The sequence below is a fragment of the Streptomyces sp. HNM0575 genome, assembly GCF_012726265.1.
Classification (GTDB): Bacteria; Actinomycetota; Actinomycetes; order Streptomycetales; family Streptomycetaceae; genus Streptomyces.
Window position 1 is genome coordinate 378,616 of the sequence record NZ_JAASAG010000001.1, and the last position, 25,385, is coordinate 404,000.

The 25,385-nt window shown below is 70.3% G+C and carries 20 protein-coding genes and 1 pseudogene; 9 read left to right on the plus strand and 12 right to left on the minus strand.

Going from position 1 to position 25,385, the window contains the following annotated elements; genetic code table 11:
• Window positions 1-11 precede the first annotated feature (11 nt).
• From HCC61_RS01560 to HCC61_RS01570, 3 genes are all read right to left on the minus strand, one after another.
• Complete coding sequence (locus HCC61_RS01560; RefSeq protein ID WP_169133377.1) at window positions 12-836, minus strand: zf-HC2 domain-containing protein; 825 nt, start codon at window positions 834-836, stop codon at window positions 12-14.
• Window positions 833-1,372, minus strand: coding sequence for a sigma-70 family RNA polymerase sigma factor (locus tag HCC61_RS01565; RefSeq protein ID WP_346776971.1), 540 nt, complete (start codon window positions 1,370-1,372; stop codon window positions 833-835). Before HCC61_RS01565 ends, HCC61_RS01560 begins: the two co-directional genes overlap by 4 nt.
• A 163-nt stretch (window positions 1,373-1,535) precedes the next feature.
• Window positions 1,536-2,783, minus strand: coding sequence for a PP2C family protein-serine/threonine phosphatase (locus tag HCC61_RS01570; protein WP_346776972.1), 1,248 nt, complete (start codon window positions 2,781-2,783; stop codon window positions 1,536-1,538).
• Window positions 2,784-3,145: 362 nt separating this feature from the next.
• Between HCC61_RS01570 and HCC61_RS01575 the strand changes: the two genes are divergently transcribed.
• Window positions 3,146-3,790, plus strand: coding sequence for an HAD family hydrolase (locus HCC61_RS01575; RefSeq protein WP_169133378.1), 645 nt, complete (start codon window positions 3,146-3,148; stop codon window positions 3,788-3,790).
• 151 nt (window positions 3,791-3,941) lie between these two features.
• On the opposite strand, the gene HCC61_RS01580 is transcribed toward HCC61_RS01575, so the two are convergent.
• From HCC61_RS01580 to HCC61_RS01590, 3 genes are read right to left on the minus strand one after another with little or no spacing between them, the layout of a single operon-like run.
• Complete coding sequence (locus HCC61_RS01580; protein WP_346776973.1) at window positions 3,942-5,543, minus strand: MFS transporter; 1,602 nt, start codon at window positions 5,541-5,543, stop codon at window positions 3,942-3,944.
• Window positions 5,540-7,552: a PEP/pyruvate-binding domain-containing protein gene (locus HCC61_RS01585; protein WP_169133379.1), complete on the minus strand. Its 2,013-nt coding sequence runs from the start codon at window positions 7,550-7,552 to the stop codon at window positions 5,540-5,542. The genes HCC61_RS01580 and HCC61_RS01585 overlap by 4 nt, the downstream gene beginning before the upstream one ends.
• Complete coding sequence (locus HCC61_RS01590) at window positions 7,549-9,045, minus strand: ATP-grasp domain-containing protein (protein ID WP_169133380.1); 1,497 nt, start codon at window positions 9,043-9,045, stop codon at window positions 7,549-7,551. The genes HCC61_RS01585 and HCC61_RS01590 overlap by 4 nt, the downstream gene beginning before the upstream one ends.
• A gap of 418 nt (window positions 9,046-9,463) precedes the next feature.
• On the opposite strand from HCC61_RS01590, the gene HCC61_RS01595 reads away from it, so the two are divergent.
• A complete protein-coding gene (locus HCC61_RS01595) occupies window positions 9,464-10,747 on the plus strand; it encodes a PAS domain S-box protein (RefSeq protein WP_169133381.1) in 1,284 nt (427 codons plus the stop codon).
• A 19-nt stretch (window positions 10,748-10,766) separates the two neighbouring features.
• On the opposite strand, the gene HCC61_RS01600 is transcribed toward HCC61_RS01595, so the two are convergent.
• A complete protein-coding gene (locus HCC61_RS01600; RefSeq protein ID WP_169133382.1) occupies window positions 10,767-11,696 on the minus strand; it encodes an AraC family transcriptional regulator in 930 nt (309 codons plus the stop codon).
• 198 nt (window positions 11,697-11,894) lie between these two features.
• Between HCC61_RS01600 and HCC61_RS01605 the strand changes: the two genes are divergently transcribed.
• Together HCC61_RS01605 and HCC61_RS01610 are read left to right on the plus strand one after the other, a co-directional pair.
• Window positions 11,895-12,860 carry an alpha/beta fold hydrolase gene (locus HCC61_RS01605; RefSeq protein ID WP_169133383.1) on the plus strand — a complete coding sequence of 322 codons (966 nt, stop codon included), beginning with the start codon at window positions 11,895-11,897 and terminating at the stop codon, window positions 12,858-12,860.
• 397 nt (window positions 12,861-13,257) lie between these two features.
• Entirely contained in the window at window positions 13,258-13,878 is a 621-nt protein-coding gene (locus HCC61_RS01610; RefSeq protein WP_169133384.1) for a potassium channel family protein, read from the plus strand.
• 70 nt (window positions 13,879-13,948) lie between these two features.
• Here the strand turns inward: HCC61_RS01610 and HCC61_RS30400 are convergent.
• Window positions 13,949-14,181 (minus strand): annotated as a pseudogene (locus HCC61_RS30400) (VOC family protein); the annotation flags it as partial.
• A 73-nt stretch (window positions 14,182-14,254) separates the two neighbouring features.
• On the minus strand, window positions 14,255-14,872 hold the full coding sequence (locus HCC61_RS01620; RefSeq protein ID WP_169133385.1) for a TetR-like C-terminal domain-containing protein: 618 nt from the start codon (window positions 14,870-14,872) through the stop codon (window positions 14,255-14,257).
• 67 nt (window positions 14,873-14,939) lie between these two features.
• On the opposite strand from HCC61_RS01620, the gene HCC61_RS01625 reads away from it, so the two are divergent.
• Together HCC61_RS01625 and HCC61_RS01630 are read left to right on the plus strand one after the other, a co-directional pair.
• Window positions 14,940-16,274, plus strand: a complete 1,335-nt coding sequence (locus tag HCC61_RS01625) for an alpha/beta fold hydrolase (protein WP_169133386.1) — start codon at window positions 14,940-14,942, stop codon at window positions 16,272-16,274.
• 586 nt (window positions 16,275-16,860) lie between these two features.
• Window positions 16,861-17,598: an SDR family oxidoreductase gene (locus HCC61_RS01630; protein ID WP_169133387.1), complete on the plus strand. Its 738-nt coding sequence runs from the start codon at window positions 16,861-16,863 to the stop codon at window positions 17,596-17,598.
• 165 nt (window positions 17,599-17,763) lie between these two features.
• On the opposite strand, the gene HCC61_RS01635 is transcribed toward HCC61_RS01630, so the two are convergent.
• A complete protein-coding gene (locus tag HCC61_RS01635; protein WP_169133388.1) occupies window positions 17,764-18,252 on the minus strand; it encodes a MarR family transcriptional regulator in 489 nt (162 codons plus the stop codon).
• Window positions 18,253-18,339: 87 nt separating this feature from the next.
• On the opposite strand from HCC61_RS01635, the gene HCC61_RS01640 reads away from it, so the two are divergent.
• Window positions 18,340-18,927 (plus strand): NAD(P)H-dependent oxidoreductase, encoded by a 588-nt coding sequence (locus HCC61_RS01640; protein WP_169133389.1) that lies wholly within the window; start codon window positions 18,340-18,342, stop codon window positions 18,925-18,927.
• A 297-nt stretch (window positions 18,928-19,224) separates the two neighbouring features.
• Here HCC61_RS01640 and HCC61_RS31400 read toward each other — a convergent pair whose 3' ends face one another.
• Together HCC61_RS31400 and HCC61_RS01650 are read right to left on the minus strand one after the other, a co-directional pair.
• Window positions 19,225-20,841, minus strand: coding sequence for a GMC family oxidoreductase N-terminal domain-containing protein (locus tag HCC61_RS31400; RefSeq protein WP_169133390.1), 1,617 nt, complete (start codon window positions 20,839-20,841; stop codon window positions 19,225-19,227).
• A gap of 136 nt (window positions 20,842-20,977) precedes the next feature.
• The gene (locus tag HCC61_RS01650; RefSeq protein WP_169133391.1) at window positions 20,978-22,483 is read right to left on the minus strand and encodes an aldehyde dehydrogenase family protein; all 1,506 of its coding nucleotides are present in this window, start codon (window positions 22,481-22,483) and stop codon (window positions 20,978-20,980) included.
• Between the two features lie 445 nt (window positions 22,484-22,928).
• Here HCC61_RS01650 and HCC61_RS01655 point away from each other — a divergent pair, with 445 nt between their 5' ends.
• Together HCC61_RS01655 and HCC61_RS01660 are read left to right on the plus strand one after the other, a co-directional pair.
• A complete protein-coding gene (locus HCC61_RS01655) occupies window positions 22,929-23,921 on the plus strand; it encodes a LacI family DNA-binding transcriptional regulator (RefSeq protein WP_206321931.1) in 993 nt (330 codons plus the stop codon).
• Window positions 23,922-24,323: 402 nt separating this feature from the next.
• On the plus strand, window positions 24,324-25,157 hold the full coding sequence (locus HCC61_RS01660) for an aldo/keto reductase (RefSeq protein WP_169133393.1): 834 nt from the start codon (window positions 24,324-24,326) through the stop codon (window positions 25,155-25,157).
• The last annotated feature ends 228 nt before the right edge of the window (window positions 25,158-25,385 follow it).

A 25,385-nucleotide genomic window follows, 5' to 3' on the forward strand; every position in this document is an offset into this window, starting at 1 on the left:
CCTCTCCTGTGTCAACGATCGGTTCCCAGCACGGAGTAGGCGCCTCTGCGGGCGACCACGACGCCGGTGCCGAGCGCGAGGAGCAGTCCCCACACGGGCATGCCGTCCGGCTGGAGGACGAAGGCCGTACGGCCGGTGGCCAGCGTCGGCGCCAGGACCACGGCGGCCCACACGACCACCAGGGCGGCGCAGGCGCGCGTCACGCCGACGACGGTGCTCAGCGCCAGCGCGGCCGAGGTGAAGGCGAGAGCGGGCAGCAGCCACTGCCCCGCTCCCACCCCCGTCGCCCAACCGCCCACCAGCAGCGGGGGGATGACGACGGCGAGCACGGCCGCGGTGCGCCGCAGCACCAGTTGCAGCCCGGCTCTCGGCGCGGAGGCCGTCAGTTCGTACGCCGGGTCCAGGCCGCGCGACCAGGACGCCGCGACTCCGCACACGGGCAGCAGCGGTGCGAGCAGCAGCACCAGCGGCTCGTCCCCCAGGCCCGGACGGACTCCGGAGACGTCCAGCAGCAGCGCGATCAGCGTCACGCTCACCGCCATGACCAGCCACGGCACCATCACCGGCGTCATCCACGCCGACAGCCGTCCCGACCAGCGGCGCCTCGGCGGCGTCGGGACGGCCGTGGCCAGCCGGGGCTCCAGCTCGGACCACACGGTGCCGACGAGCGACGCGACCGCGGGCGCCTCGGACGTGACGGCGGCCGAGAGCCGGTCGCGGCACGCCCCGCACTTCTCCAAGTGGGCCTCCAGGGCCCACACTTCGTCGGCGGCGATGTCCGAGTCGCCACGCGCGTAGGCGTCGATGATCCGCATCGACGCGTGTTCCGGGCTCATGCCAGCGCCTCGCGTGCACGGGTCTTGACCGTGCCCTCGGGCAGTCCGAGCAGGACGGCGGTCTCCCGTACGGAGAGCCCGTCGAGCACCATGGCCTGCAACACCTGTCTGAGCTCCGGCGCGAGGCGCCGCAGCGCGTCCCCGACGTCGCCGCCGACGGTCGCGGCGAGCACCTCCTCCTCGGCGGCGGGCACCACGGTCTGCGAGGCGGCCGCGGGCGGCGGTCCCGCGTGATGGGCCCGGCGCCGGAAGGCGTCGACGAGGCGGCGTGCGGCGATCGTCCACAGCCAGCCGACGGCCGACCCTCCGACCGAGCTCCCGGCGAACGCACCCGCCGCTCGCCACACCGCCAGATACGTCTCCTGCATGACCTCGGCGACGATCTGCTCGTCCGCGCAGCGGCGGCGCAGCCGCACCGCCATCCACGGCGACGTGCGCCTGTACAGCTCCTCGAACGCGGCACGGTCGCCCCTGGCCACCAGGCGGACGAGTCGTTCCTCGTCCAGCTCGTGCAGCGCTGCCTTGACTGATCTCACACCTGCTAGACGCGGAGGGCGGACCGCGGGTTTTCCATTCGGTGTGATGCGCGTCACCCGGGAACGGGGCGCGCAGGCCGCCGCGATACGTCGCGGACGTGACCGGCCGGCGGACGTGACCTGCTAGCGGAGGTGACCGGCCGGCGGACGTGGACGTGACCGGCTAGATGTCGAGCCTGGCGAGGTGGTCGGCCGTGCGGCCGTGCCATTCGACGAGGAACAAGGTGGCGTCGTCGGCGGCCACGCCGCCCCGTGCGCGCTCCAGCGCGGTGGCAAGCCTGCGGGCGGTTTCGATGACGCCGCTGCTGGACGGGCCGATGTGCTCGATGGCGTCGATCAAGCGGGTTTCACGGAACTCCTGCCCTGAGGGCCCGCGTTCCTCGATGACGCCGTCGGTGAAGAACAACACCTGGTCTCCGCGCCGGAGTTGAGCCGCGGCGGTACGAGGGGCGGGGCGGCCGAAGCCCATGGGCAGCCGGTCCTCACTCTCCAGCCGCTCGATGACGCGGTAGCCCCTGATCAGCAGCGGCGCCGGATGACCGGCGTTGACCCACTGGAGATCTCCCGTGGAGACGTCCAGGCGCATCATCTGGGCCGTCACGAACTGCTCGGGCCCGAAGGTGCCGTTGATGCCGCGGTCCATCATCTCGTACAGCTCCCGCAGCCCGACGTCCGCACGCCGGCCACGGCGATGGGCTCCGAGGGCGAGGGTCGCCAGCAGCGCGGCCTCCAGCCCGTGCCCCATCGCGTCGATGATCGCCAGATGCAGGATGTCGTCGTTGAGCGCGTAGTCCAGGCTGTCGCCCGCCACGTCGAGCGCAGGTTGCAGGACGGCCGCGAGAGACACCTGCGGCGTGGACATCGCCAGCGGAGGAAGTTGCGCGTACTGGATCTCCGCGGCAAGGCTCAGCGGCCGGCCATGGCGGCGCGCTTGGAAGAACCGGTCCGTGTAGCGGGCCTTGGAGATCAGCATCTCCGCGACCAGGGCCCCCAGCCGCCGCAGGAGCCGCAGGTCGTCCTCGTCCAGGACGTCCATGGTGATCGACAGCACGCCGATCTCGTCGGCGCCGTTGACCAGCGGCACATGAACCCGCAGCCCGTCGGTCCGCCACTCCTCCACCATGCGCCTGGCGAGGAACGCCTCCCCCGCCGGCGAGGCGTCGACGGGCAGCGGCTCACCCGCCGTGAGTCCCCGGCCGCGCAGCGGCACCAACGTGCTCTGTCCGTAGTCCTGAAGGTGGATCGAGACGTCGCGGCCTCCGATCCGGGCCGCCTCCTCCGCCACCAGCGGGGGGATGAGCTGCGGCGGCATCTGGTGAGACCGGTCCAGCAGCTGTCCGAGCAGCCGCTCCCCGAACCCCTCCGAGCGATCCACCAGCTCCCGGCGGGAGCCGCGCCAGCGCTCATCCACTGGAGGCCCGCCTTCCCTCGCGGAACAGAACTCCTGTCCCGACCATCGCTCACGACGAGCGCGGGCACCTCCCGGGGATACGCCACATGAGTGACCCCTCTCCGTCCGGTGGTGCCCGCCACGGTTCACGCGGTGAGCCTCCCCTTGGCTCCAACCCGCCTCCGCCCAGCGGGACTTGGGGATGCGAGTGATCGATGCGGTTCGGGGGTATGGGGGTCGGGCGGTGGCAGGAAGCACGTGCTTCCGGACACGTGAGGCTCACGCGGCGATCCCGCGTCTTCGCGGGTCATGCCCCGGACATGCACGCATCGTGTGATGCGTCCCGATGGTCCCGATGGACCCGATGGAAAGGCGCCGACGCCATGAACAGACCCGCCTCCCGCAGCATCCTCCGTACCGGCCTCGTGCTGGGTGCCGCCGCACTGGCTTCGATCCCGCCGGCCACGGCGGCCGGCGCGGCCGAGCACTCGGCCGGGCACTCGGCGGGGCCGCGGGAGCCGGTCGCCGCGGCGCGGGCCGCGGACCAACACGGCTGCGCCGTCGTCTGGTTCGACCTGGGCGAGACCCTGGTGCACACGGCGGAGGACGACAGCACCGGCTATATGCCGGGCGCGGCGGCCTACCTGCGCGAGCTGCGGGAGCGGGACATCGAGGTCGGCCTGATCACCAACGTGCCGCCCTCCTGGGGCGAGACCGACGCCAAGCGCGCGGCGGCCCTGAAGAAGGAGGTCGACAAGGCCTGGAAGGGCTCAACTCCCTTCGCCTGGAAGGACTTCGGCGACCGGATCCTCACCCCGCGCACCGAGGCGGAGAGCAAGCCCGCGCCCGCGCTGTGGGAGCGCGCCAAGAAGAACGCGGACGGCTGCCGCCTCGTCTACCAGGCCGAGACCGCCGAGGAGACCGACGCCGCCGCCTCGCTCGGCTACGTCGCCTACCAGGTCGGGCAGCCCGGCCGCCCCGCCTTCCTGCCCGCCCGGGTGATCGAGGACCTGGCCGACGGCTCCTGAGCGAGGGTCGCGAGCCGCGACGGCGACGCCGACGGCGATAGCGACGGCGGCGTACGGGAGTCTCTCCCGTACGCCTGCCGCGGCCCCGCCCGCACGCCCGTGCCCCGCACGCCCGTGCCCCGCACGTGCCGGGGGCGCGGGCGTGCGGGTCCTACGCCCCGGCCGCTGGGTGCGCGCCGGTCACGGCGTCCCGGGTGGCTGAGCCTCTGGTCGTGGTCGCCGTTGCGGTTGCGGTCCCGGCCGTGGTTGCGGTCGCGGTCGGTACGGCACGCTCGCGCCCCTGGTGCGCGGGGCCCGTCTCCCGGGTGGGGCCGGTCTCCCGGGTGGGGCCGGTCTCCGCCACCCGGCCTGCGGAGGCGGCGGGTGCCGACTTCCGCCTGCGCAGGACGAGTTGGAATGCGCCGAGCAGGACCGCGGTCGCCAGCGCGCTGTGCCAGAGCAGTTCGTCGAGATGCCCGGTGGAGAGGTACGCGCCCACGGCGACCGCCGCCAGCGCGCACACCGCCCGGTCCACGATCGACTCGACCGACAGCAGCGTGGTGCGCGGGGCGTCGGCCGGTACGGCGTCGTTGACCAGCTTGCGCTGCACCGGGTAGGCGAAGCCGGTCGCGGCGGCGAACAGGCAGAGCAGGGCGATCACCGTCCACGGCCCGCCGAGGGTGATGCCCGCCAGCGTGCCCGCGAGCGCGAGGCTGAGCACGGAGACCCAGGCCACAGGGCTCAGCCGGCAGCTGAGCCACTGGGGACGTGCCGAGCCCACGGCCTCCGCGACCGTCATGGCGGCGAGCACCCCGCCGTGTGAGGACTCTCCGATGCCGTGGTCGAGCAGGATCGGCTGGAAGAGGTTGACCTGGCAGATCCGGGACAGCGTGAAGACGCCCACGCCCTGCACCATCACCAGCGCCAGCCACGGTGAGGAGGCGACGCAGCGCAGCGCGGCCTTTGCCTCACGCAGCGAGGTGCCGCGTCCCCGGCGCCGTGCTCCCCGTACGCGACCCGCCTTGCCCGGTGAACTCGCCCCGGACGACGGCTCGTTACCGTCCCCGCTGTCCGTACCGGATCGCGGAGCCGCCAGCCGGGGCAGTGCCACGACACAGATCAGGGAGCCCGCCGCGCTCGCGGCGCTCAGCACATACGGGGCCGGATGCGCGAGCGCCATCAGCGGCCCGACCAGCGGCCAGCACACCACCTTCGCGGCGAGCCCCAGCGCACGCGCCGTGCCCTCGGCCTTCAGATAGTGCTCGTCGCACCCCTCGGCGCGCAGCGCGTCGTACAGATACGCGCTGGCGGCCCCCGAGGTGAGGGAGCGGCCCGCGGCGATCGCGAGGAAGTGCAGCAGGAAGCCGCCGTAGGACGGGCTGAAGACCGGTGCGAGGTTCGCCGCCGTCATCACGACGGCCCCTGCCCGCAGGCAGTTTCGGGCGCCGATGCGGTCGGCGATCAGCCCGGTCGGGATCTCGAAGAGGCAGAACGCGACGTAGTAGATGCTCTGGATGCCGAAGATCTGCCCGTCGGAGAGGCCCGCCTCCTTCTGGTACGCGTAGAAGACCGGCATCCACCACAGCAGGTTGAACAGCAGCTGGAAGCCGTAGTTGAGACGGATGATGCGGCGGGCGACGGGAGTGGGCACGGCGGTCGTCACGGCCGTCGTCACGGCCGTCTTCTCGTCGGTTGGCACGGCGGTCGCGGTGCCCGCGGTGGCGGCGGCCCGCGCGGCGGAGCCCCGGCGCAGGCGCGGCAGGCGGGCGCTCACAGCGCGTACGGACGGATCTGGACCAGGCGGAAGTCGCCCTGGTCGGTCAGCAGCCACTCGATGTCGAGCGGGGCGTCCACGTCGGGCGCGCTGAAGTGCGACTGCAACAGCCGCCCGGTCAGCGACAGGTCCGCGAGCCGGGACCGCATCCCGTCGGGCTGCCCCTCGATCGGCGAGCCCAGCGCGACCGTACGGCCGCCGCCCTCAACGGTGTTGTAGAGGTACTGATGCGGGAGGACCGATCCCTCGACGACCTGTTCCGGCGAGCCCGCCGAGCAGTTGAGGTAGACGTTGCGGAAGTCCTCGCGCCGGGTCGGGTTGCAGGTGACCAGGACGCCGCCGAGCGCGGCCGGGACGTACTCCTGGATGATCACGCCCATGTACGTGTCGTCCAGGGAGATGCCCACCTGGTCACGGAGGCGCACGCTGCGCGGCGAGAGCAGCGAGGCCCACACCTGGCGTACGGCGTCGAGGAGTTCACCGGTTCCGCGCGCGGTGGTGACGGAGTCGTACACCCCGGCGGCGGAGAACCCGGGCAGGTCCTCGGCGTTGGAGGAGGAGCGCACCACGAGGCGGTGGCCCGCGGCGAGCGGGCCCGGGAAGGCCCGGGTGATCTCGTGGGCGACGGACTCGGGCATCGGCGCGTTCCGTATCAGCTGCTGGATCTGGAGGCAGAGCGGGTCGAGGACGTCGGTCGCGTCGAGTTCGAGCGCCATCTTCAGCTTGCCCAGGCCCTGTTGGAGCGCCGGTACGGAGGTGAGGAAGCGGTGCTGGAGGGAGAACGGCAGCGCGACGCCGTCGGGCGCCTCGACCGTGTCGGCCACGAACGACGTGGCGGCGGCGCGGAGTTCGTCGGGGGAGGGGCCTCTCAGGCCGAGCCGGGCCGCGAGATGCCCGTAGAGGTTCTCGCGCGGGGGACGGGCTCGTCCGTGGAAGGCGGTCAGGTCGGCGCTGCGGCTGTCGAGCACGTGGTGCAGCTCGCCGAGGTTGGCGGCCTTGGTGCCGTAGCGGTCCCGGTCGGCGCTGCGCAGCCGGTGCAGGGCGAGGACGGGCGCGTCCTCCAGCAGTGGCGGTTCGAGCCGTATGCGCTGCTGGTGCCAGACCGGCGCCTCCAACTCGGGGGCGTGCTCCAGCCGTTCGAGGGTGACCTCGTCCTCGCGCACCCGGTAGCGGACCCAGGCGCCGTCCAGACCGTCCCGTTCGGCGATCTCCGGCAGGTCGCGGACGATCGCGTTGGGGATGCCCCAGCCGGAGGCCAGGACGTTGGTGTGGGAGAGCGGCGTGATGGGCGCGGTGTTGACGAATCCGGCGACCCGCTGCACGTCGTCCGGGAGGCAGGGCATGGCGACGATGTCCGACCAGCCGAGCCCGGCGGCGGCCGCCTCGTACTCCTCGACGCTGCCGAAGCAGCGCAGACGGCCCGTCGCCTCACCGGTGTTGAGCGGCGTACGGGTGCGGGTGCCGAACAGCTCGTGGCTGAGGATGCGCGGCACGCGCTGCTCGCTGACCGCGACCAGCTCCTCCTCCTGGCCGTGGTTGGCGGGCTTGAGCAGCAGCGGCAGCCGGGCGTCGACGCGCTCGCGTACGAACGCGTGGAAGTACGCCAGCAGTTCGCCGTGCATGGTGTCGGCCTCGGTCGTCTCCAGTACGAGGAAGGTGCGTTCGCGGCCCTCGGCGTCCTCGTCGGTGTGCAGGGAGAGCACGCCGAGCAGGAAGCGGCGTCCGGGGTCCATGTAGACGGAGGCGTTGAACTCGTCGAGGGAGGCGTCGAGTTCGGCCAGGCCCATGCCGAGGATGCGGGTGGCGACGTAGTCGACGTGGAAGGGGTGGGCGGCCGTGTCGAGCACGTGCCAGGTCTCCTCGGCACGGTCGACGACGACCTTGAGGTACGGGTGGCCGGCCAGGGTGCCGGACAGCGCGCGGAACAGCGGCAGCGACAGGTTCTCGCCGACGACCGTGCGGTCGGCCGCGGGTACGGGTGCGCCGGCGGCGAGTTGGGCGGCGCTCATGCGGGGACCTCCTCGGTGCGGGCGGCCGTACGGAGCCGGGGGAGGGCGGCGGCCACGGAGGGCACGACGGCGACGGCGGGTACGGGGGCAGAGCCGGGGGCCGGAGTCGGGGCGGCCTTCGCGCCCGTCGGCCCGACTGGAACCGCGGGCGGCAGCACGCGGGGCAGGGCGTCCACCAGGGCCGTGAAGTCGCGCAGCACGGTGGGCGCGTCGGCGGCGGAGAGCAGGCACAGGGCGGCCATCGTGTTGGCACCGCCCGCCGGTTCGTAGACCGGGACGGTGCTGCCGTCGGGCAGCGAGGACTCCCGTACGACCGACAGGGCGCTGCCCTCGCTCAGGGCGACGGCCTCCCGTACGCCGGTGAAGTCCCACACCCTGCGGTCCGGCCAGGCGTGCCCGTCGCCGTCCACCGCGAGGACGACGAGGGAGCCCGCCGCGCCCCGCGCCTGCTGAGGCCCGAGGGCGCCCTCGGGCCAGGCGACCGGGCGGCCCAGCAGATGGTCGACGAGCATGCCGACGAGGTCGAGCCCGAAGACCTCCTCGATCTGCGGGACGGTCATCGCGCCGCCGAACCGCGCGGCCGTCTCGATCAGCCACATCTGCCCGCCCGCACCGAGCTTGATCTCGGTGTGCGTGCCGCAGTCGCGCAGGCCGAGGGCGTCGACGGCCTCGCTGGCGAGCGCGACGACACGGTCCTGGAGGCTCGCGGGCAGCGGTGCGGGCGTGATGCTGGCGCGCTCGGTGAACGGTTCGACCGTGGGCATGCGGCCGCTGACGCAGACCGGGTGGAAGACGCCGCCGGCCACGACGCCCTCGACGCTGACGTAGTCGCCCCAGCCGGGCTCGTCGAACCACCCTTCGGTCGCTCCGGTCACGATCTGCTCGACCACGAAGTGCGCGCCGGCCTCGGCCACATGGAGCTCCGCGAAACCCAACTGAGCCGATTCGGCCATCACTTGGCGCGAGCAGTGCCACGCGGCGTCGGCCTGCTGCGGCGAGCCGATGATCTGGTGCGCGGTGGAGCCCGCGCTCCAGGCGGCCTTCAGCAGCATGGGGAAGGGCAGCGCGGCGGCGGCCTCGTGCAGGTCCGCCCGGGTGGCGACGGGCCGGAACTCCGGCTGCGGCAGGCCGCGTCGGTGCCAGACGTGCCGCATCTTCCGCTTGTCGCGGGCGAGTTCGGCGGCGCCTCCCGCCCCGGCGAGGCCGAGCGTCTCGCACGCCTCGGCGACGGCCACGACCGCGTACTCGGAGAAGGTGAGCACCGCGTCCGCCCCCACGGCCCTCGCCGACGAGACGATCAGCGAGCCCAGATCGGCCCGTTCGGCGCCGGAGGGCGTCACCACCGACGCGCACAGCTCCTCGGCCGAGGCGTCGACCGACGGCGGCAGCTCGCTGAGCGCCAGCAGGTGCACGTCCGCTTTCGCCGCCGTCCGGGAGAGGACGTGACCGAGCGGCGGGCCACCCTTGGCGTGCACCAACAGCACTGTGCTCACAGAAGTTCGTCTCCCATCGGTTGTCCGGTACGGGACGCCGGGCGGTGGCCCGTTCCCATCACCCGGCCGTGCGGGCCGGGGCGTTACGCGTTCGCGCTTCCCCGGACCGCGCGGGCGCGCACGTACATGCGCGCAAGGCACGACGCGCGTAGATTCACGGGGTGTAACTGGCGCCGTACACAAGGGAATCAGGCGCGCGGGGTCCGCGGTGCCACCGGAGGCCGGACCCGGTCAGGCAAATGCCAAAGTTGCAGACATCGGCAGGTGATGGTGAAGATTCCGTGACCACACAGACCGTGCCCCGCGGACGGCCGCCCGCTCCGCGAGGCGCACCGGCCGGGCATGGGCGGCACCCGCGCGGGAGCGGCGTCGCGATCACCCTCCCGCCGGTCCGACGGAGACGGACGGAAGGGCCGCCGTGGACGATTCCAGTCTGAAAGCACTGCTCCAGCACCTCCCCGTGGCCTGGTGGGAGACCGACGAGCGGTGGCACGTCCTGGAGAGCGGCGGAGGCGCCTTCGCCGACCCGGACACCGCGCGGCGCTTCCTCGACCGCGTACGGGAGGAGACGTCCCTGCCGGAGCGCTCCCGTGAAGAGGCCCACCGGCGTGAACAGGCCCACCGGCCGGTCGAGTTCGACGGCAGGACCTTCGATGTGAACTGGCCCCTGCCGGGCGGCAGTTCACACGGTCACCGCGGGCTCGCCGTCGAGGTCCCCGAACCCCCCGCCGCCCTCCGCCGGTACGCCGCCTTCGCGGACTTCGCCGACTACGCACCGGCGGCGGCGTTCCTGCGCGACCGCGACGGGTGCTACCTGTGGGCCAACCACTCCTACGCGCACCTCTACGGCACGACACCGGAGCAGGTCGCCGGCAGCCGCATAGAGGACCTCGACTCCCCGGCCGACGCCGCCCAGTTCCGCGCCCTGGACCAGGAGATCCTCAGCCGCGGCAAGCCCGTGCGCCACACCCTCACCTACCACCGCTCCGACGGCAGCACGGGCCAGGCCGCCGGGCACCGCTTCCCCGTACAGGAGAACGGCCGGGCCTGCGTGGCCGGCATCTACGTCGACATCACCGAGCACACCCGGGCCATGCATCAGCGCCGGGAGGCCGAGGAGAACCTGCGGGCGCTGCGCGACCACAGCGGGCTGCCGTGCGCGCTGCTGTCCGTCAACGGCCGTATGGAGCAGGCGAGTACGGCCACCGCCGAACTCCTCCGCACCCGCCTCTCCGACATCCTCGGACGCCGCGCGCACACCCTGCTCGCCGCCGCTCCCGAACTGCACCGGCTGCACCTGGCCTGGGAGGCGCTGATAGCCCGCCGCGTCAGACGTGTGGAGACCTCCGCCCTGCTGCTCGACGCCGAGGGCCGCCGGCGCCGCGTACGGCTCCACCTGACCACCGTGAACCCGACGGGCCGCCGCGCCGCCCACGTATGGGCCGTCGTCACCGGCCAGGGCCTCGCCCACGAGGCCCATCCGCCGCTGACCGCCGCGCAGTTGCGCATCCTCTCCCTCCTCGCGGAGGGCAGCACCAACGGCGAGATCGCCGCCTCGCTGAAGCTCTCCCGGCAGGCCGTCGACTACCACCTCAGCCGGCTGCGCGACCTCCTGGGCGCCCCGACCCGGCCCGCCCTCGTCGCCCGCGCCTACGCACTCGGCGTGCTCGCCCCGGGCACCTGGCCCCCGCGCCCCGCGTAGCCGTGCGGGCTTGCGTGATTCAACCGTCCCCGTGGTCGCCGGTGATGGCGGGCATACGGTTCCTGAAGCGCAGCGGCGCCTCGCCGACCTCGCGTTTGAAGGCTGTGCTGAACGCGGCCTCCGAGGCATAGCCCAGCTCCGCCGCGAGCGACGCGATCCGCACGTCGCCGTCGCGCAGTGCCCGCTGGGCGAGGAGCATGCGCCACCGCGTGAGATACGTCAGCGGCGGCGCACCCGCCACCTCGCGGAAGCGCACGGCGAACGTCGTGCGCGACATGGCGGCGGCGTGGGCGAGTTCTTGCAGGCCCCATGCGCGGTCCGGGTGGTCGTGGATGAGGTCGAGCGCCGGCCGCAGGCGCTCGTCGCGCAGAGCCGCCAGCCAGCCCGGCGGCAGATCGCTGTCGCTCATGAAGGCGCGCAGGACCTCGAGCAGCAGGAGCTGACCGTGCTGGCGGATCGCGAAGGCGGCGCCCGCCTTGCCGCCGGTCATCTCGTCGACGATGCGGTGTACGCAGGCGCGCAGCGAGGACGTCGCCGGGACCGACCGCCCGATGTGCGTCACCGGCGGCAGCACGTCGAGCAGCAGCGCCCGGCCGCCCGGTGTGAGGTCGATGCGCCCGCCCACGACCACGTCGTCCCGCTCACGGTCGACGGTGAACGAGAAGTGCTCGTCCGGCAGGACCTCACGCGGCGGCTCGTCGCCCGTGCCGCCGTCGAGCCGCATCCACGACCGGTCGTTGAGAACCGCGACGTCGCCGGGTTCGAGGACCAGCGGCGAATCGAGGCCGTCGGTGGTCAGGCGGACGTGCCCGTACGGAACGGCGAGGAACTTCAGCGGGATGTGCACCTCGCCGCGCGCGAACCACCGCCCCCGGGCGGCGAACCCGCCGGACAGCACTCCACGGACCTCGACCAGGTCGAACACCTCGGACAGACGGTCAACAGCCACGCTCGTACTCTCGCACAAGAATTGCGAACCGGAAACCATTCAGCGTACGGCCTCCGGCGCGCAGGCTGGAGACATGGAACAACCACCCCTCGGCTCGGACCTCACCGCCGCCCCGGCCGCTGACGACCGCCGCCCGTCCACGCCGGATCCCGCCGGAGCACCCGGCAAGCAACGCACGCGGAACAGGAGTTGAGCACCATGAGCACCGCCTTCACCGAAGCCGCCGGCTTCCCCGTCGACCAGGCCGCTCCCGTCGTCTCGTACGCCCCGATGACCGTCCCCGTCCCCGGCCGCGCCGTCGACCTCCAGATCAAGGTCTCCGTGCCCGAGACCGGCGGGGAACTGCCGGTCATCGTGCTGTCCCACGGCAACGGCCCCTCCAACTTCGTCTCCTCCCTGTACGGATACGGCCCGCTCGCGCACTTCTGGGCCGCGCACGGCTTCGTCGTCATCCAGCCCACGCACCTGGACTCGATGACCCTCGGACTGCGCGAGGCCGGCAGTTACGAGGCACCGCTCTACTGGCGCACGCGGGTCGAGGACGTGCGCGCGATCCTCGACCACCTCGACCGGATCGAGTCGACCGTGCCCGGCCTGAGCGGGCGGATCGACCGCGGCCGCATCGCCGCGGTCGGACACTCGATGGGCGGGCACACCGTGGGGATGCTCTGCGGCTCGACCGTCACGGACCCGGTCGACGGCTCCCAGGTCCACCTGCCCGACGAGCGGATCAGGGCGGGCGTGCTCCTCGGGGCGCCCGGCGTCGGCGACGACCTCGCGCCGTACGCGACCGAGCACTGGCCGATCCTCGGCACCACCCGCTTCGACCGGATGACCACGCCGGCGCTGGTCGTCACCGGCGACGACGACACGAACAGGTTCTTCAGCGAGCGCAAGGACTGGCGTGCCGACGCCTACCGCCTGGCCCCGGGCCGCAAGAGCCTGCTGTGGCTGTACGGAGCAGGGCACGGCTTCGGCGGTATCAGCACCTACGACGCGGCGGAGACCACCGACGAGAACCCCGAACGGGTCGCCGCGCTCCGCGCCCTGGTGTGGGCGTACCTGCGGAGCGAGCTCTACCCGGACGACAAGTCCTGGAACGAGGCGTCGACCGTGCTGGAAACCATGGACACCCCGTGGGGCCGGGCCGAGAACAGGCCCTGATCACGGCAGGCGGCCATGGTTCGCCCGGGGCGGCCGGACCATGGCCGCCCCGGGCAACGCCCGCCCAGGGACCGGCGCCGGAGGCATCCGGGCGGAGCCCGATGTCCGGTCACCGCTCCGGCAGCGCAAGACGGCCGGCACCCGGTCGGTCCGGATGCGGTGGCCACGGTGGGCGACCTGCGATACGCCTGTAGGCAGGACGCGGAGGTCGCGCCCCGGGGAGTGCATGAGGAGGCCGCACGGTGAATCTCCCTCCCGCCGGCGCCTTCCGGAGCATGCCGTTCGTTCCGCCCGGGCCCGTGGACGGGCGAGACCGCCGAGTCCGGTCGCGGGCCCGGGTGTTCGGCGACCTCGCGCAGTGACGGCAGGCTGAGTGACCGGCGGAGGTGAACGGGCCGTGGCCCGGAGCTTCGACCGGTTTCCCCGGTGGCGGCGCCGCGTCCTGACGTCGTTGATGCTCCTCCGGACCGTCGCGATCTGCGTGTTCCTGGTCATCGCGTACTACGCGCTGCCGATGGACCGCACGCTCACCGCCGGCACCGTCATCGGCCTGGCCGTCGGCCTTCTCGTCGTGGCCGGCCTGCTGGCCTGGCAGACGATCGAGGTCGCGCGCTCCGCCCATCCCCGGCTGCGCGCGCTCGAAACGGTCGCGACGGTCTTCTCACTGTTCGTCCTGCTCTTCGCGACGTCCTACTTCCTCCTGGCGAGGAACGCCGTCGAGACCTTCGACCAGCCGCTGACCCGGACCGATGCGCTGTATTTCACCGTCACGACCTTCGCCACCGTGGGCTACGGCGACATCGTTCCCGCGACTCAGACGGCGAAGGTCATCGTCATGGTGCAGGTGCTCGGAGACCTCCTGCTCATCGGAGTCGCCTTGAAGGTCGTTCTCGGAGCCGTCCAGGTCGGACTCCGCCGGGGCGGAGATCCCGCCCGCACCGGAGGCGGGAACGGGCCGGACTCCTCGTCCGGGCAGCGACCCGCGGGGCCGAAGAGGAAGCCGGACTCCGGGCGTTGAGCCCGGCGCCCACACCAGGCACCGCTTGCCTCGGAGGGCGGCCGGAGGGCGTTGAGGTTCGGCGTCAGGAGGGGGCGAGGATGCAGAACTCGCGGCCCTCCGGGTCGGCGAGGACCGTCCACGGCACGCTGCCCGGCCCCACGGCGCGGGCGTCGCAGCGAGGGCCCGGACGCGGTCGACCAGCTCCGCCTGATGTGCCGCGGAGATGGTGGCGAGATCGAGGGGCACACGGTTCTTCGCCGCCGTCTTCGGTTCCGGGACGGCAACGACGTCGACGCACACAGCGACCGGATCCGGCCGGACGAAGCACACTCAGGCCGACGAGCTCGACGGGCGTCGGCAGGTGCTGGGCGGCCCCGCGATGTTCCACTGAGTCTCACGGTGGGAGGTTGCTGCGTCGAAGGCCGGGGAACGTGGCGGGGGTTGCCCAGCCGCGGAGTACTGCGTGAACCGTTGAGCGGAAAGCGGTCTCGGCTGCGGTGTCGTCAAGACCGCCGGTGAGCTCGAGGGTCACGAGCCCGTGCAGGGCGACCCACAACGAGACGGCGATCATCGTGGTGTCGCCCGCCAAAGTGTGGTCGACCACGGCGCGCTCGATCGCCGCAACGAGCGGCTGCACGGGGTCGCGGTCGCCGACCCTGCCCGACGGGTCGAAGGACTGCGCCCCGCCGAACAACACCATGTACAGGTTGCGGTGTTCGCGTCCCCAGCGGCGATACGCGTCGGCCAGTTCGTACAGGTCGTCGAGGGCGGCATCAGAGGGAGGAACCGCCGCCAGCTCTTGGAACAGGCCGCCGACCGCCCGGTCACGCACGGCACGGATCAGTCCGTCCTTGCCCTGGAACAACGTGTACACCGCCGCTGTCGATGTCCCGGCAGCGGTGGCCAACGCGCGGACTGTGACCGACTCCTGGGGACGGGTGGCGAACATTTCGGTCGCGCATGCCACGAGCCGTTCTCTGACGGCAGCGTCGTTCGTTCTCGGCCTTCCCACGGGGGGAAGTCTAATCTCTTGCTAACATCGTTTTGAAACGCAGTTTCAGAACCTGGGGGAGACCGCCGTGCCGCAGTCCGTCATACGTTCCTGCCGCTTCGTCAGCCGTGTGCTGGCGGCTGTCACCGCGGTAGTGGGCCTGATCGCCGTCTTCCTGGCGCTGACCGTCGCCACCGACGGTGCGGGATCGGGGTTCGCCGCGTGGTCCGCGACGATCGGGATCGCGGTTGCCACGGCGCTGTGGCGGGGCCGCCGCCGGTCCTGGCCAGGACGGCTGGCACCGTTCCTGCCGGTGCTCGTCGCTGCGGCCCTGACGCTGTCGGTGTGCGTTCCGAGCGCTCCGACGACGCGTCGCTACCCGACCGCCCTGCCGTTCGTGACCGCCGAGCACTGGAAACTGTCCACCGGTAGCCGGGTCGCCGTCTACCACTACCCGCCCGCCCGCGGCGGTCCCCGCCACCGCGTTCCGCTCGTCTACCTCAACGGCGGGCCGGTGCGGGGCATATCGGTACGCGACCACCGCTTCCTTCAGCGGCTCGCGGGAGAGGGCCATGACGTATTCGCCTACGAGCAGGCAGGCGGGGGGCGCAGCCACCTGCTGCCGATGGACCAGTACTCGATCACCCGGTCCGTCCGCGACCTCAATGCCTTCGTCGACAGACTCGGCAGGGGGCGCGTCGACGTGCTGGGATTCTCCTCGGGTGCGGTCGTGCTCACCAACGCACTGGCCGATCCAGGTACCGCCGCCCGTCTGCACCGAGCGATCATCGCCGAGCCAGGGCCGATGGACGGCCCCACCGCGCGGGCCGCGGGGCACGAGGGTCGACCGACGGCACGCGCCATCGCACCTCCCATGACCGGACCGCGCTCCACCCACACCCCGCGGTACGCCGTCGCATTCGGCCTCATGCGGCTCGGGTTACTCACCCCGGACACTGGGCTGGTGGGGCAGGCCGAGGGTGACAACGCCTTCACGGCCGCCGACCTCGGCAGCGACACCGCAGCCGGCTACTGCGCGCAGGACGCGCACCGAATTCCGGTCGAGGACACGGCGCAGAACTTCTCCTTCAGCGCCGCCGCCAGCCTCCGCGTCCAGCAGACGATCAAGAACTCCCCCTCTCTCGCCCCGAGACTGAGGCGCTCCCGGACATCCGCGATGCTGATGATCGCCGAGTGCTCCTCCCAGGTCCGGCAGTGGCAGACAGCCGTCCTCGCCGCCGACCTCGCCATCCGGCGCACCCAGTACATGCCCGGTGTCGGCCACCACATATGGAACGGGCTGGATGACAACGATCAACGAGCAGCGGCCGTCATCACAGCATTCCTCCAGGACAAGCCCGCACCCCTGCCCGATTACCCGACACGGTCCGACATCCCGGCCTTTCTCCGCGATCACAGATGAGCCGGCAACGAAGTAGCCACCCGTCGAGGTTCACGGGCGCCACGCGGCCAAGGCGCTGGGAGCGGACATCACGGCTCCCGTCCGATATCACCGCGCCTGAGCGGCCTGCGGCGCCGACTCCTTCATGTCCACGGATGGTCTGTGGTTCTTGAGTACCGCTCCACTGCGGTTGATGTATGGAGAGCGGCCGTCTTGGTAACGCGGCCTGAAGGTTGTCTGTACGCCCGGGCGTGCAAGCAGCCAGGCCGCCCCGGTTCGGCCTAAGAGCCGGGGCGGCCGTGAGTGTGCTGTGGTCGAAGTTCGGTTGGCCGGCTTCTCGTTGTGGACTACGGCAGGTTGGTCGCTGAGGTCTCCTCAGTGGCCCGGCACTGCGTCTTCGCACAGGCCCCGATGCGGAGTCGTCGTAGCGGTGCCGCCCCTTTGTCATGCCGACAGCCGTGATCTGATCTTCCCTGACATCATGGCGCGCAGCACCTACGGCATCGACAGCTGGGATCCCTGAACTACGAAGCAGGCTTGGCCCACGCTCTCGGCCTCATGGCTCCCACTCGGGTTCTCGGCACGCACTACGGGAGGGGTTGGACAGTTGCCCACCGAACGGATTGCCCTGGTCACCGGCGCCAACAAGGGCGTGGGCCTGGCCACGGCGCGCCAGTTGGCCGAGCGCGGTCACATGGTGCTGCTTGGCAGCCGAAACGTCGAGCGTGGCGTCCAAGCGGCCACGGAGTTGACGCAGATCGGGCTCTCCGTGCGGCCGCTGCAGATCGATGTCACGGACGACCTCTCGGTCCGGAACGCGGCAGAGTTCATCGGCCGTGAGCACGGCCGCCTGGACGTGCTGGTGAACAACGCCGGGATGCTTGTCCGCAAGCCGGCCATCGAGGTCTCGGCCGAGGACATGCGTCAGGAGTTCGAGACCAACGTGTTCGGCCTGGTCCGAGTCATTCACGCGATGCTGCCACTGCTGCGCGCGTCCTCGTCCGCGCGGATCGTCAATGTCGCCAGCGATTCTGCGATCTTCGCCAAGACCACCGAGAAGGGCTCGATGTTCGCCCGCTCGCACGAGTCGTTCGCGTACTCCGCGACGAAGACCGCCGTGAACATGCTGACGGTCAAGTACGCCAACGCGTTCCTCGACGATCCGGACCTGGCACACGTGAAGATCAATGCCGTCACGCCGGGATACGTCGCGACCGATCTGAACGATTTCAAAGGTGTGCGCAGCACTGAGGAAGGTGCCCGCGCCTCGGTGCACTGGGCCACTGTCGGAGATGACGGCGAGACGGGCGGGTTCTTCAACGAGGAGGGCCCCCTGCCGTGGTGACAGATGGGTATGGTTTGCCACCGCTTGCGGGCCCCGGATCTCTCGCTCCATGGCAGCTCCGGCCCAAAGTAACCCCACCCCGATTCCGCGCTGGGGTCTGTTCGGGAATGCCCATGGCCGTATCGGGGCGGGGGCGGCGTCTATGACAGCGGCGTGGGACGCGGTCTAGGAGGCACCGTCGCCGGCAGCCTCGCTGCGATGCGGGTCGAGTTGATCGACTGCTTGCTCGCTCCATGCCCGGATGACCGATGCCTGCTCGGGGGTCAGCGAGTCGAGGAAGTGGCGGCGGATGTAGCCGCCGTGTACGAGGACGGCGCTCTGGGCGGCACGGCAGCCCTCGGTGGTCAGCCCGATCCCCGCGCGGCGGCCGTCGGACCCGTACTGGGTGCGCTTGACGAAGCCGCGCTTTTCCATCCGCGTCAGCTGATGTGAGACGCGGCTCTTGTCCCAGTCGAGCGACTCGGACAGCTCGCCGACACGCATCTCGCGGCCAGCGGCCCGCCACAGTGTCACCAGCACGCTGAACTCGGCCTTCGAGATGTCGCAGTCACGCTGGAGACCACGCTCCAGCTCCCTGGCGAGCAGGCGCTGCGCCCGCATCCAGGTATCCCAGAACTCCCACTCCGCGGGTTCCAGCGATGGCGTCTCCGTCATGTCGCCGAGGATACCGCGACCAGCGGAGTTGTCACTTCAACTCTACCCGAACTAGAGTTGACGCATCAACTCCCCGGAAGGAAGACCGTGACGCTTCGTATCGCACTCATCCTCGGAAGCACCCGCCCCGGACGACGCGGCGACCAGATCGCCGCCTGGGCACTTCAGGCCGCCCGTGCCCACGGCGGCGCCGACTACGAACTCGTCGACCTCGCCGACCACAACCTCGGCAACCTCGACGAGCCCGGCAACCCGAACCTCCAGCAGTACCAGCACGACCACACCCGCACCTGGGGCGCACTCATCGACAGCTTCGACGGCTACGTGTTCCTCGTCCCCGAGTACAACCGCTCCTACCCCGGAGCCCTGAAGAACGCCCTGGACTACGTCTACCGGGAGTGGAACGACAAGGCCGCCGGGATCATCAGCTACGGCGGCTGGGTCGCCGGGGCACGGGCCGCCGAGGCACTGCGGCTCGTCCTCGCCGAACTCCAGGTGGCCACGGTCCGCGCCCAGCCCGCCATCTCGACGCACCCCTCGTTCCACACCGGCGCCTTCGTCCCCCAGGAGGGCCTCGACACCGCCCTCGGCGGCATGCTCGACCAGGTGATCGCCTGGTCCGGCGCGCTGCGTGGAGTGCGCCAGGCCGAAACCCGGACGGCCACGGCTGCATGAGGCCCGGTTCGTGACCGATCACGTGACAGGCCGTGGCGAGTTGACGGACGCTGCATGGGAGGCGTTGAAGCCGCTCTCCGGCTGCCGGTGGACCAGGCCCTCCGTGGCGCGATCACCGGCAGGTGATCGGCTTCTCTCATCTCGCCTCACGGGTGTCGGGCTGTTGGCGCCAACCGCCGAGGAGGACGGAGAGGGAACAACGCTGTCGCATACGACTATTGCGGCGATGGGGTCCACGCAGGACTTCCGCTGCAAGCGGTCCCCGGGGGCCGGCCGGCCGTCGTCCGCGGTGGCCGGTCAGCTGGCGCCCTCAAGGATCATGTCGCTGGCCTTCTCCGCGATCATCACGGTCGGCGCCTGGGTGTTGGAACTGACGATGCGCGGCATCACGGAGGAGTCCACGACTCGCAGGCGCTGCAACCCGTTCACCGTGAGACTCGGCGAGACGACCGACTGGTCGGAATCACCCATGGCGCACGTCCCGACTGGGTGGTAGGCGGTCCTCCCATGCCGGCGCACGAAGGCGACGTAGTCGTCCTTGGTCCTCACGGACTGCCCGGCGGCGATGTGCTCCGCTTTGATGTGCGGTGCCATCGACGGCTGCTCCATGATGTGGCGGCTTTGCCGGACACCCTCGATCGCCATCTCGACGTCGTAGTCGTCAGCAAGGTAGTTGGGGTCGATGAGCGGTGCTTCACGCGGGTCGGCGTTCACCACGCGCACCGTGCCGCGGCTGCCCGGGCGGAGGAAGTAGGAGTTCAAAGTGCAGCCGTAGCCAGGGCGCACCGCTGAGATTCCGGCCTCGACGCCCGCTGCCGGGAGGAAGTGGAACTGCAAGTCCGGAGTGGTCTCCTGATCGTTGCCGTAGCTGAAGCCGCCTGCCTCCACGACAGTCGAGGCGAAGGGGCCTCGCCGGAACGCCGCGTACTGCACAGCGGCGGCCGCGGTGGCAGGCAGTGGCCTCGTATAGCGGTCCATGCTCTGATAAGAGGTCAGCTCGTAAATGATGTCGAGGTCGCAGTGGTCCTGAAGGTTCTTGCCGACGCCGGGAAGTCCGCAGACGACCTCGATCCCGGCCTGCTTCAGATCCTCCGGATCCCCGATTCCCGACAGTTGAAGGATCTTCGGGGAGCCGAACGCTCCCGCGGCCACGACCACCTCGCGAAGAGCGGTGTAACGCCGCAAGGCGTCCCTCTCGATGGTCTCGATCCCCGTGGCACGGCCGTGCTCTATGACGACTCGCTTGACCATCGCGGCCGTCCTGACCACGAGATTCTTCCGATGGCGAACCGTGCGAAGGTAGCCGGCCGCGGCGCTGCAGCGCCGCGAGTCGCGCGTGGTCGTCTGGTAGAGCCCGACGCCGAACTGCTCGGCACCGTTGAAGTCGCCGTTGTACGGCAGTCCGAACTCCTGACCTGCTCGTACGAACGCCTTGGACAACGGGTGCGGGTTCACCGGATCGGAGACCCCCAGGGGGCCTTCCGCGCCGTGCAGAGCACCGGAAAGCCGCTCGTTGTGTTCCGAGCGCACGAAGTACTTCTGCACGTCCTTGGCGGACCATCCCTCGCAGCCGTAGTCGCTCGCCCACCGGTCGTAGTCACTCGGGTTGCCCCGAGTAAAGACCTGGGCGTTGATAGAGCCGCCTCCGCCTATGACCTTGCCTTGGGCGAGAGGGATCTCGCGCCCGTCGCAGTGCTTCTGGGGCTGGCTGACGAATCCCCACTGGTACGGGCCCGCGGTGAGCTTGGCGAACCCCGCCGGCACGTGAATGAACGGGTGAGCGTCGGAGCGGCCCGCTTCGAGGAGCAGAACCCGCACAGACGGGTCCGCGCTCAGCCGATTGGCCAGAACGCAGCCCGCCGTCCCACCACCGGCAATCACGTAGTCGAATGAGTCATCTTGCTGCTGAGCCACAAGAGAGCCTCCTCAATCTCGTCCGTTCCGGACTCTTGCGTGCCGGGCGCCATCGCCCAGGAGCCGGGGTCGTCGCCACAGCCGCTTCTGCTACGGCGGTTGGCAGGTCGGTGGTCTAGCGGGATTCGCAGAATGGTTACGCGGACGCAGTACGAAAGAACGGCGTCCGCTTTCCGGAACGGATCTGGACGGTCTTCACCTCAGTGAACTCCTCGAAGCCGGCCTCGCCCATCTCCCGGCCGTATCCGCTGCTCTTGACTCCACCGCCCGGGAGCTGGGGCGCGCCGTCGATGGTGGTGTTCACCCACACGGTTCCGCTGCGCAGCCGTCGGCCCACGGCCAGGGCGGTGTCGATGTTCTTGCTCCACACGGAATTCGCGAGCCCGTACTCGACGGAGTTTGCGAGTTCGATCGCCTCGTCGTGTGTCCGGAACCGGCTGACCGCCAAGACGGGGCCGAAGACCTCCTCTTGGAAGAGGCGGGAGGTGGGCGAAACCTCGTCGATGATCGTGGGGGCCATGAAACAGCCCGCTTCGAACGGGCCCGATGTGAGCGGGCTTCCGCCGGCGACGATCCGGGCGCCTTCTGCTTCCGCGCCGCTCACGTAAGCGAGGACCTTGTCCAGGTGGGCGGAGTGAATCATCGCCCCGATGTCTGCCGCTTCGTCGAGGGGAACCCCCACCCGGAGCTCGCGCACACGGTCCGCGAGAGCTTGGACGAAGCGGTCGGCCGCATCCTCGTGGACCAGCAGACGCGCTCCGGAGACGCAGCACTCTCCCTGATTGAAGAGCACCCCGAAGAGCACCCCGTCGACCGCGTCTTCAAGGTCGGCATCAGGGAAGACGATGCTGGCGGCTTTGCCGCCGAGCTCCAGGGAGAGCCGCTTGAGGTTGCCGGCCGACGCCTCGACGATGGCGCGTCCCACGTCGGTGCTGCCGGTGAACGACAGCACATCGACATCCTCCGACCGCGCCAGATGATTCCCCACTGTCGAGCCCGGTCCCGTGACGACGTTGAAGACACCAGCCGGCAGCCCGGCCTCGGCCGCCAGCCTGGCGATTTCCAGAGTGCTGCCCGAGGTCAGCTCGGAGGGCTTGCACACCGCAGTGCAGCCGGCGGCCAGCGCGTACGGCAGTTTCTGCATGAGCAGCAACAGAGGGAAGTTCCACGGAGTGATCATTGCGACGACTCCGCACGGCTCACGGATGACCAGACCGGTGAAGTCCGGCCCGAGGCTGGTATGCGCGTCACCGTGAGCCGTCACGGCCAGGGCGGCTGCATATTCGGTCATGGCGATACTGGCGGCGACGTCCCCCCGGGCGAGCCGAATGGGCTTACCTGATTCCTCGGCGTCGATCCGAGCGAGGGCTTCCTGGTCGCGGCGCATGAGCGAGGCCAGGGCACGCAGAACCTCAGCACGTTCCGCACCTGAACGAGACGGCCAGTCACCTTCGTCGAACGCACGGCGGGCAGCGGCTACGGCCGCCTGCGCCTGCGCGACGTCGGCACGCTCGAACTGGGCGACCATCTCCTGGGTGCCCGGGTCCTTGCAGGCGATGAGCTCCCCCGACGGTCGGGTCTCCTCGCCATCGATGAAGACTCCGTACGTACGTACGGCACGCTCAGTGATCGGGGCTATCATGGACTCTCCCGGAGAGCGATTACTCGACTAGATTTAAGATGAACGGCAAGCTATCAGTGCCTTCACCTGCCAACAAGGGGATGGGCATCCTGTTCGTAGAAAACGGTTACTCTCCTAGGGCCCACCGACTGCATCCACACTCCGGACACCGCGGCGTGGCACGGGGCGCGTGCTCCAGCCCGGGGTGCCCGCCCGAAATGGCCGAGGGGCCGCGGTCGGCCGGCTCGCTCTGGGCGCCGGTCACGGACGAGGCGGCCGCGGCAACGGGTGACCTCGTCAACTGTCAGGCAGGGCAGCCGGCAAGGGATCGATGGTGTTGCCTCCGCTTCCCGGCCCGGCCGGAGCACGGCAATCAGATGTGCCAGGATCGAGGACGGGTCGACCAAGTCGGCGCGAGGCGAAACAGGACTCCCTCGGAGGGACGATTGATGGGGAGGCCGGGGTGGTGAGTGAGCAGCGGCGGGTCACGATCAGGGACGTCGCCGATGCCGCCGGTGTGTCGGTGGCCACCGTCTCGCGGGTCATGAGCGGTTCGACCAGCGTCAATTCCGAAATGGCCGACCGGGTGCGGCAAGCCACGAGCGACCTCGGATATCAGCCCAACGGCGCCGCTCAGGGTCTTGCCTCGGGGATGCACCACTGCGTGGGCGTGGTCCTGCCAGACCTGTCCAACCCCTACTTCTACGACATCATCAAGGCGACGAGTGTCGGAGCGACCCGTGATGGATACCGCATGCTCGTCACGGAGTGGGAGAGTCCGGGTGACGAACTCGGGACCTGCCTGGACGTCCTTCCGCGAGTCGACGGCCTGCTGGTGCTCTCTTCCAGAATGGATCTCGAGAGCCTGCGGCACCTCGCGTCCCGCACAGTCCCCACCGTTCTCGTCAACCGCGTGGAACTCGGTGTCGACCTGCCCATGGTGGGCGTGGACAACTTCTCCGCCATGCTGTCTCTGTGCCAGCACCTCGCATCTCTGGGGCACCGACGCGTCGTCTATCTCGCGGGCTCTCCGAGCGCTTGGCAGAACCGTGAACGCTGGCGGGCAGTGGAGCAAGCCCGCATCCTGGGCCTCGACCCGGTCATGGTCGCCGCGGATGCAACCATCGCAGCCGGCTTTGCCGCGACCGACGAGGCGCTCAGTCACGACCCGACCGCGCTGATCGCCTTCAATGACCTGGCGGCGCTGGGCGCCATCGCTCGCCTCCGCGAACTGGGGATCCGTACACCCGAGGACATGTCGGTCACGGGATTCGACGACATCGCCATGGCCCAATACGCCGACCCTGCCTTGACGACGATCGTCAGCCCGAAGGAAGAACTTGGCGCGCAGGCGTGGTCGATGCTCGTTTCCAGGCTCTCCGGGAAGCGGCCCGAACAACCGCCGCTGCTCAGTGCCGCCGTGGTTCACCGCGCATCCACCGGTCCGGCCAAGGCGTAGCGCTTTCGTGTGCCGGAGCCCCGCACCTGGCCTGCTGGCCAGCGGGTGTGTGTGCGCCCAGTGACGCCGCGAGGTTGAGAGGCGCGACCCTCGCCGGGCCTCGGCGTGAGGTCCGCCGTGCCTGAGCACAGCGCGTTGCGTCTCCACATTCCTGCCCAGCAGAAAGCGTCTTCTGTTTAGGCGTGGGCACGGTCTCGGTCCTCGGTGAGTTGTCAGTCATACGACCTGGTGCAAGCTCGTGAGATTCCTCGACCGGTGTTGACGCTGCCCGCTCGCGCACGCTAGAGAGCGCTTACTCAAGTGTGTCCTGATGATCATGTCGACCGCTGCCTCAAGATCATGCCGCGGCCCCGAAAGCGGCGCCGAGGCGTCGCGCCCGACCCACACGCGGAGGAAGCCACCGTGAACACCGTCCCCGAGATCACGCTCAACAATGGAGTCCGGATACCGCAGCTTGGCTTCGGCACCTACCAGGTCGCGTCGGAGGCCACCAAGGACGCGACTCTCACCGCACTCGAGATCGGGTACCGCCACATCGACACGGCTCAGATGTACGGGAATGAGAAGCAAGTCGGCCAAGCGGTCCGGGAGTCCGGCATCGCCAGGGGGGACGTTTTCGTCACGAGCAAGTTGAACAACGGGCTCCATGCATACGACGACGCGATGCGGGCCTTCGATCGGACCTTGCGCGACATGGGTCTGGACTACCTGGATCTCTTTCTCATCCACTGGCCGATGTCTGCCGACGGCACCTTCGTCGAAGCGTGGAAGGCCCTGAGTGACATCTACCGGTCCGGTCGTGTCAAAGCGATAGGCGTCTCGAACTTCCAACCCCACCATCTGCGCCGCCTCTTCGAGGAGAGTGCGATCGTGCCGGCGGTCAACCAGATAGAGGTGCACCCGTATCTCGCCCAGGAACATGTCAGGGCCTACGGCGCCCGTCATGGCATCGCCACGCAAGCGTGGTCCCCGATCGCTCGCGGAAAGATCCTCGACGATCCCGAAATCGCGCGGATCGCGGAACGGCTCGGCCGGTCGACGGCTCAGGTTGCGTTGCGGTGGCACGTCCAGCGCGGGGACATCATCTTTCCCAAGTCGGCCACACGAACGCGACTTGAGGAGAACTTCGACCTCTTCAGCTTCGAGCTCACGGCGGAGGACATCGAGATGATCGCGACGCTCGACCGCGATGAGAGGACCGGACCGCACCCTGACCACTTCGGTCACGTCCCCTGAGGCGACTTCGATCCTCGTGAATCGTCGATCCTCGACTGTCGTGCTCACCTGAGCAACCGCCGGGCCACGCATCGGGGGAGCACGCCGCCGCTGCCACACGACTGCCGCAGGTCGCACGAAGCACACAACGGCGCCTGAACGAGTGCGGTTTGCGCACAGAGCCGACTCGTCGACGCTGCGCGGCTCGGGCGTGTGAGCGGGACGCCGCACACACGCCCGGCCGACTTT

Bases quoted from the DNA above. Each gene is read 5' to 3' on its own strand.
- HCC61_RS01560 (WP_169133377.1), bottom strand. From the start codon at position 836: ATGAGCCCGGAACACGCGTCGATGCGGATCATCGACGCCTACGCGCGT.
- HCC61_RS01575 (WP_169133378.1), top strand. From the start codon at position 3,146: ATGAACAGACCCGCCTCCCGCAGCATCCTCCGTACCGGCCTCGTGCTG.
- HCC61_RS01585 (WP_169133379.1), bottom strand. From the start codon at position 7,552: ATGAGCGCCGCCCAACTCGCCGCCGGCGCACCCGTACCCGCGGCCGAC.
- HCC61_RS01605 (WP_169133383.1), top strand. From the start codon at position 11,895: ATGAGCACCGCCTTCACCGAAGCCGCCGGCTTCCCCGTCGACCAGGCC.
- HCC61_RS01635 (WP_169133388.1), bottom strand. From the start codon at position 18,252: ATGACGGAGACGCCATCGCTGGAACCCGCGGAGTGGGAGTTCTGGGAT.
- HCC61_RS01650 (WP_169133391.1), bottom strand. From the start codon at position 22,483: ATGATAGCCCCGATCACTGAGCGTGCCGTACGTACGTACGGAGTCTTC.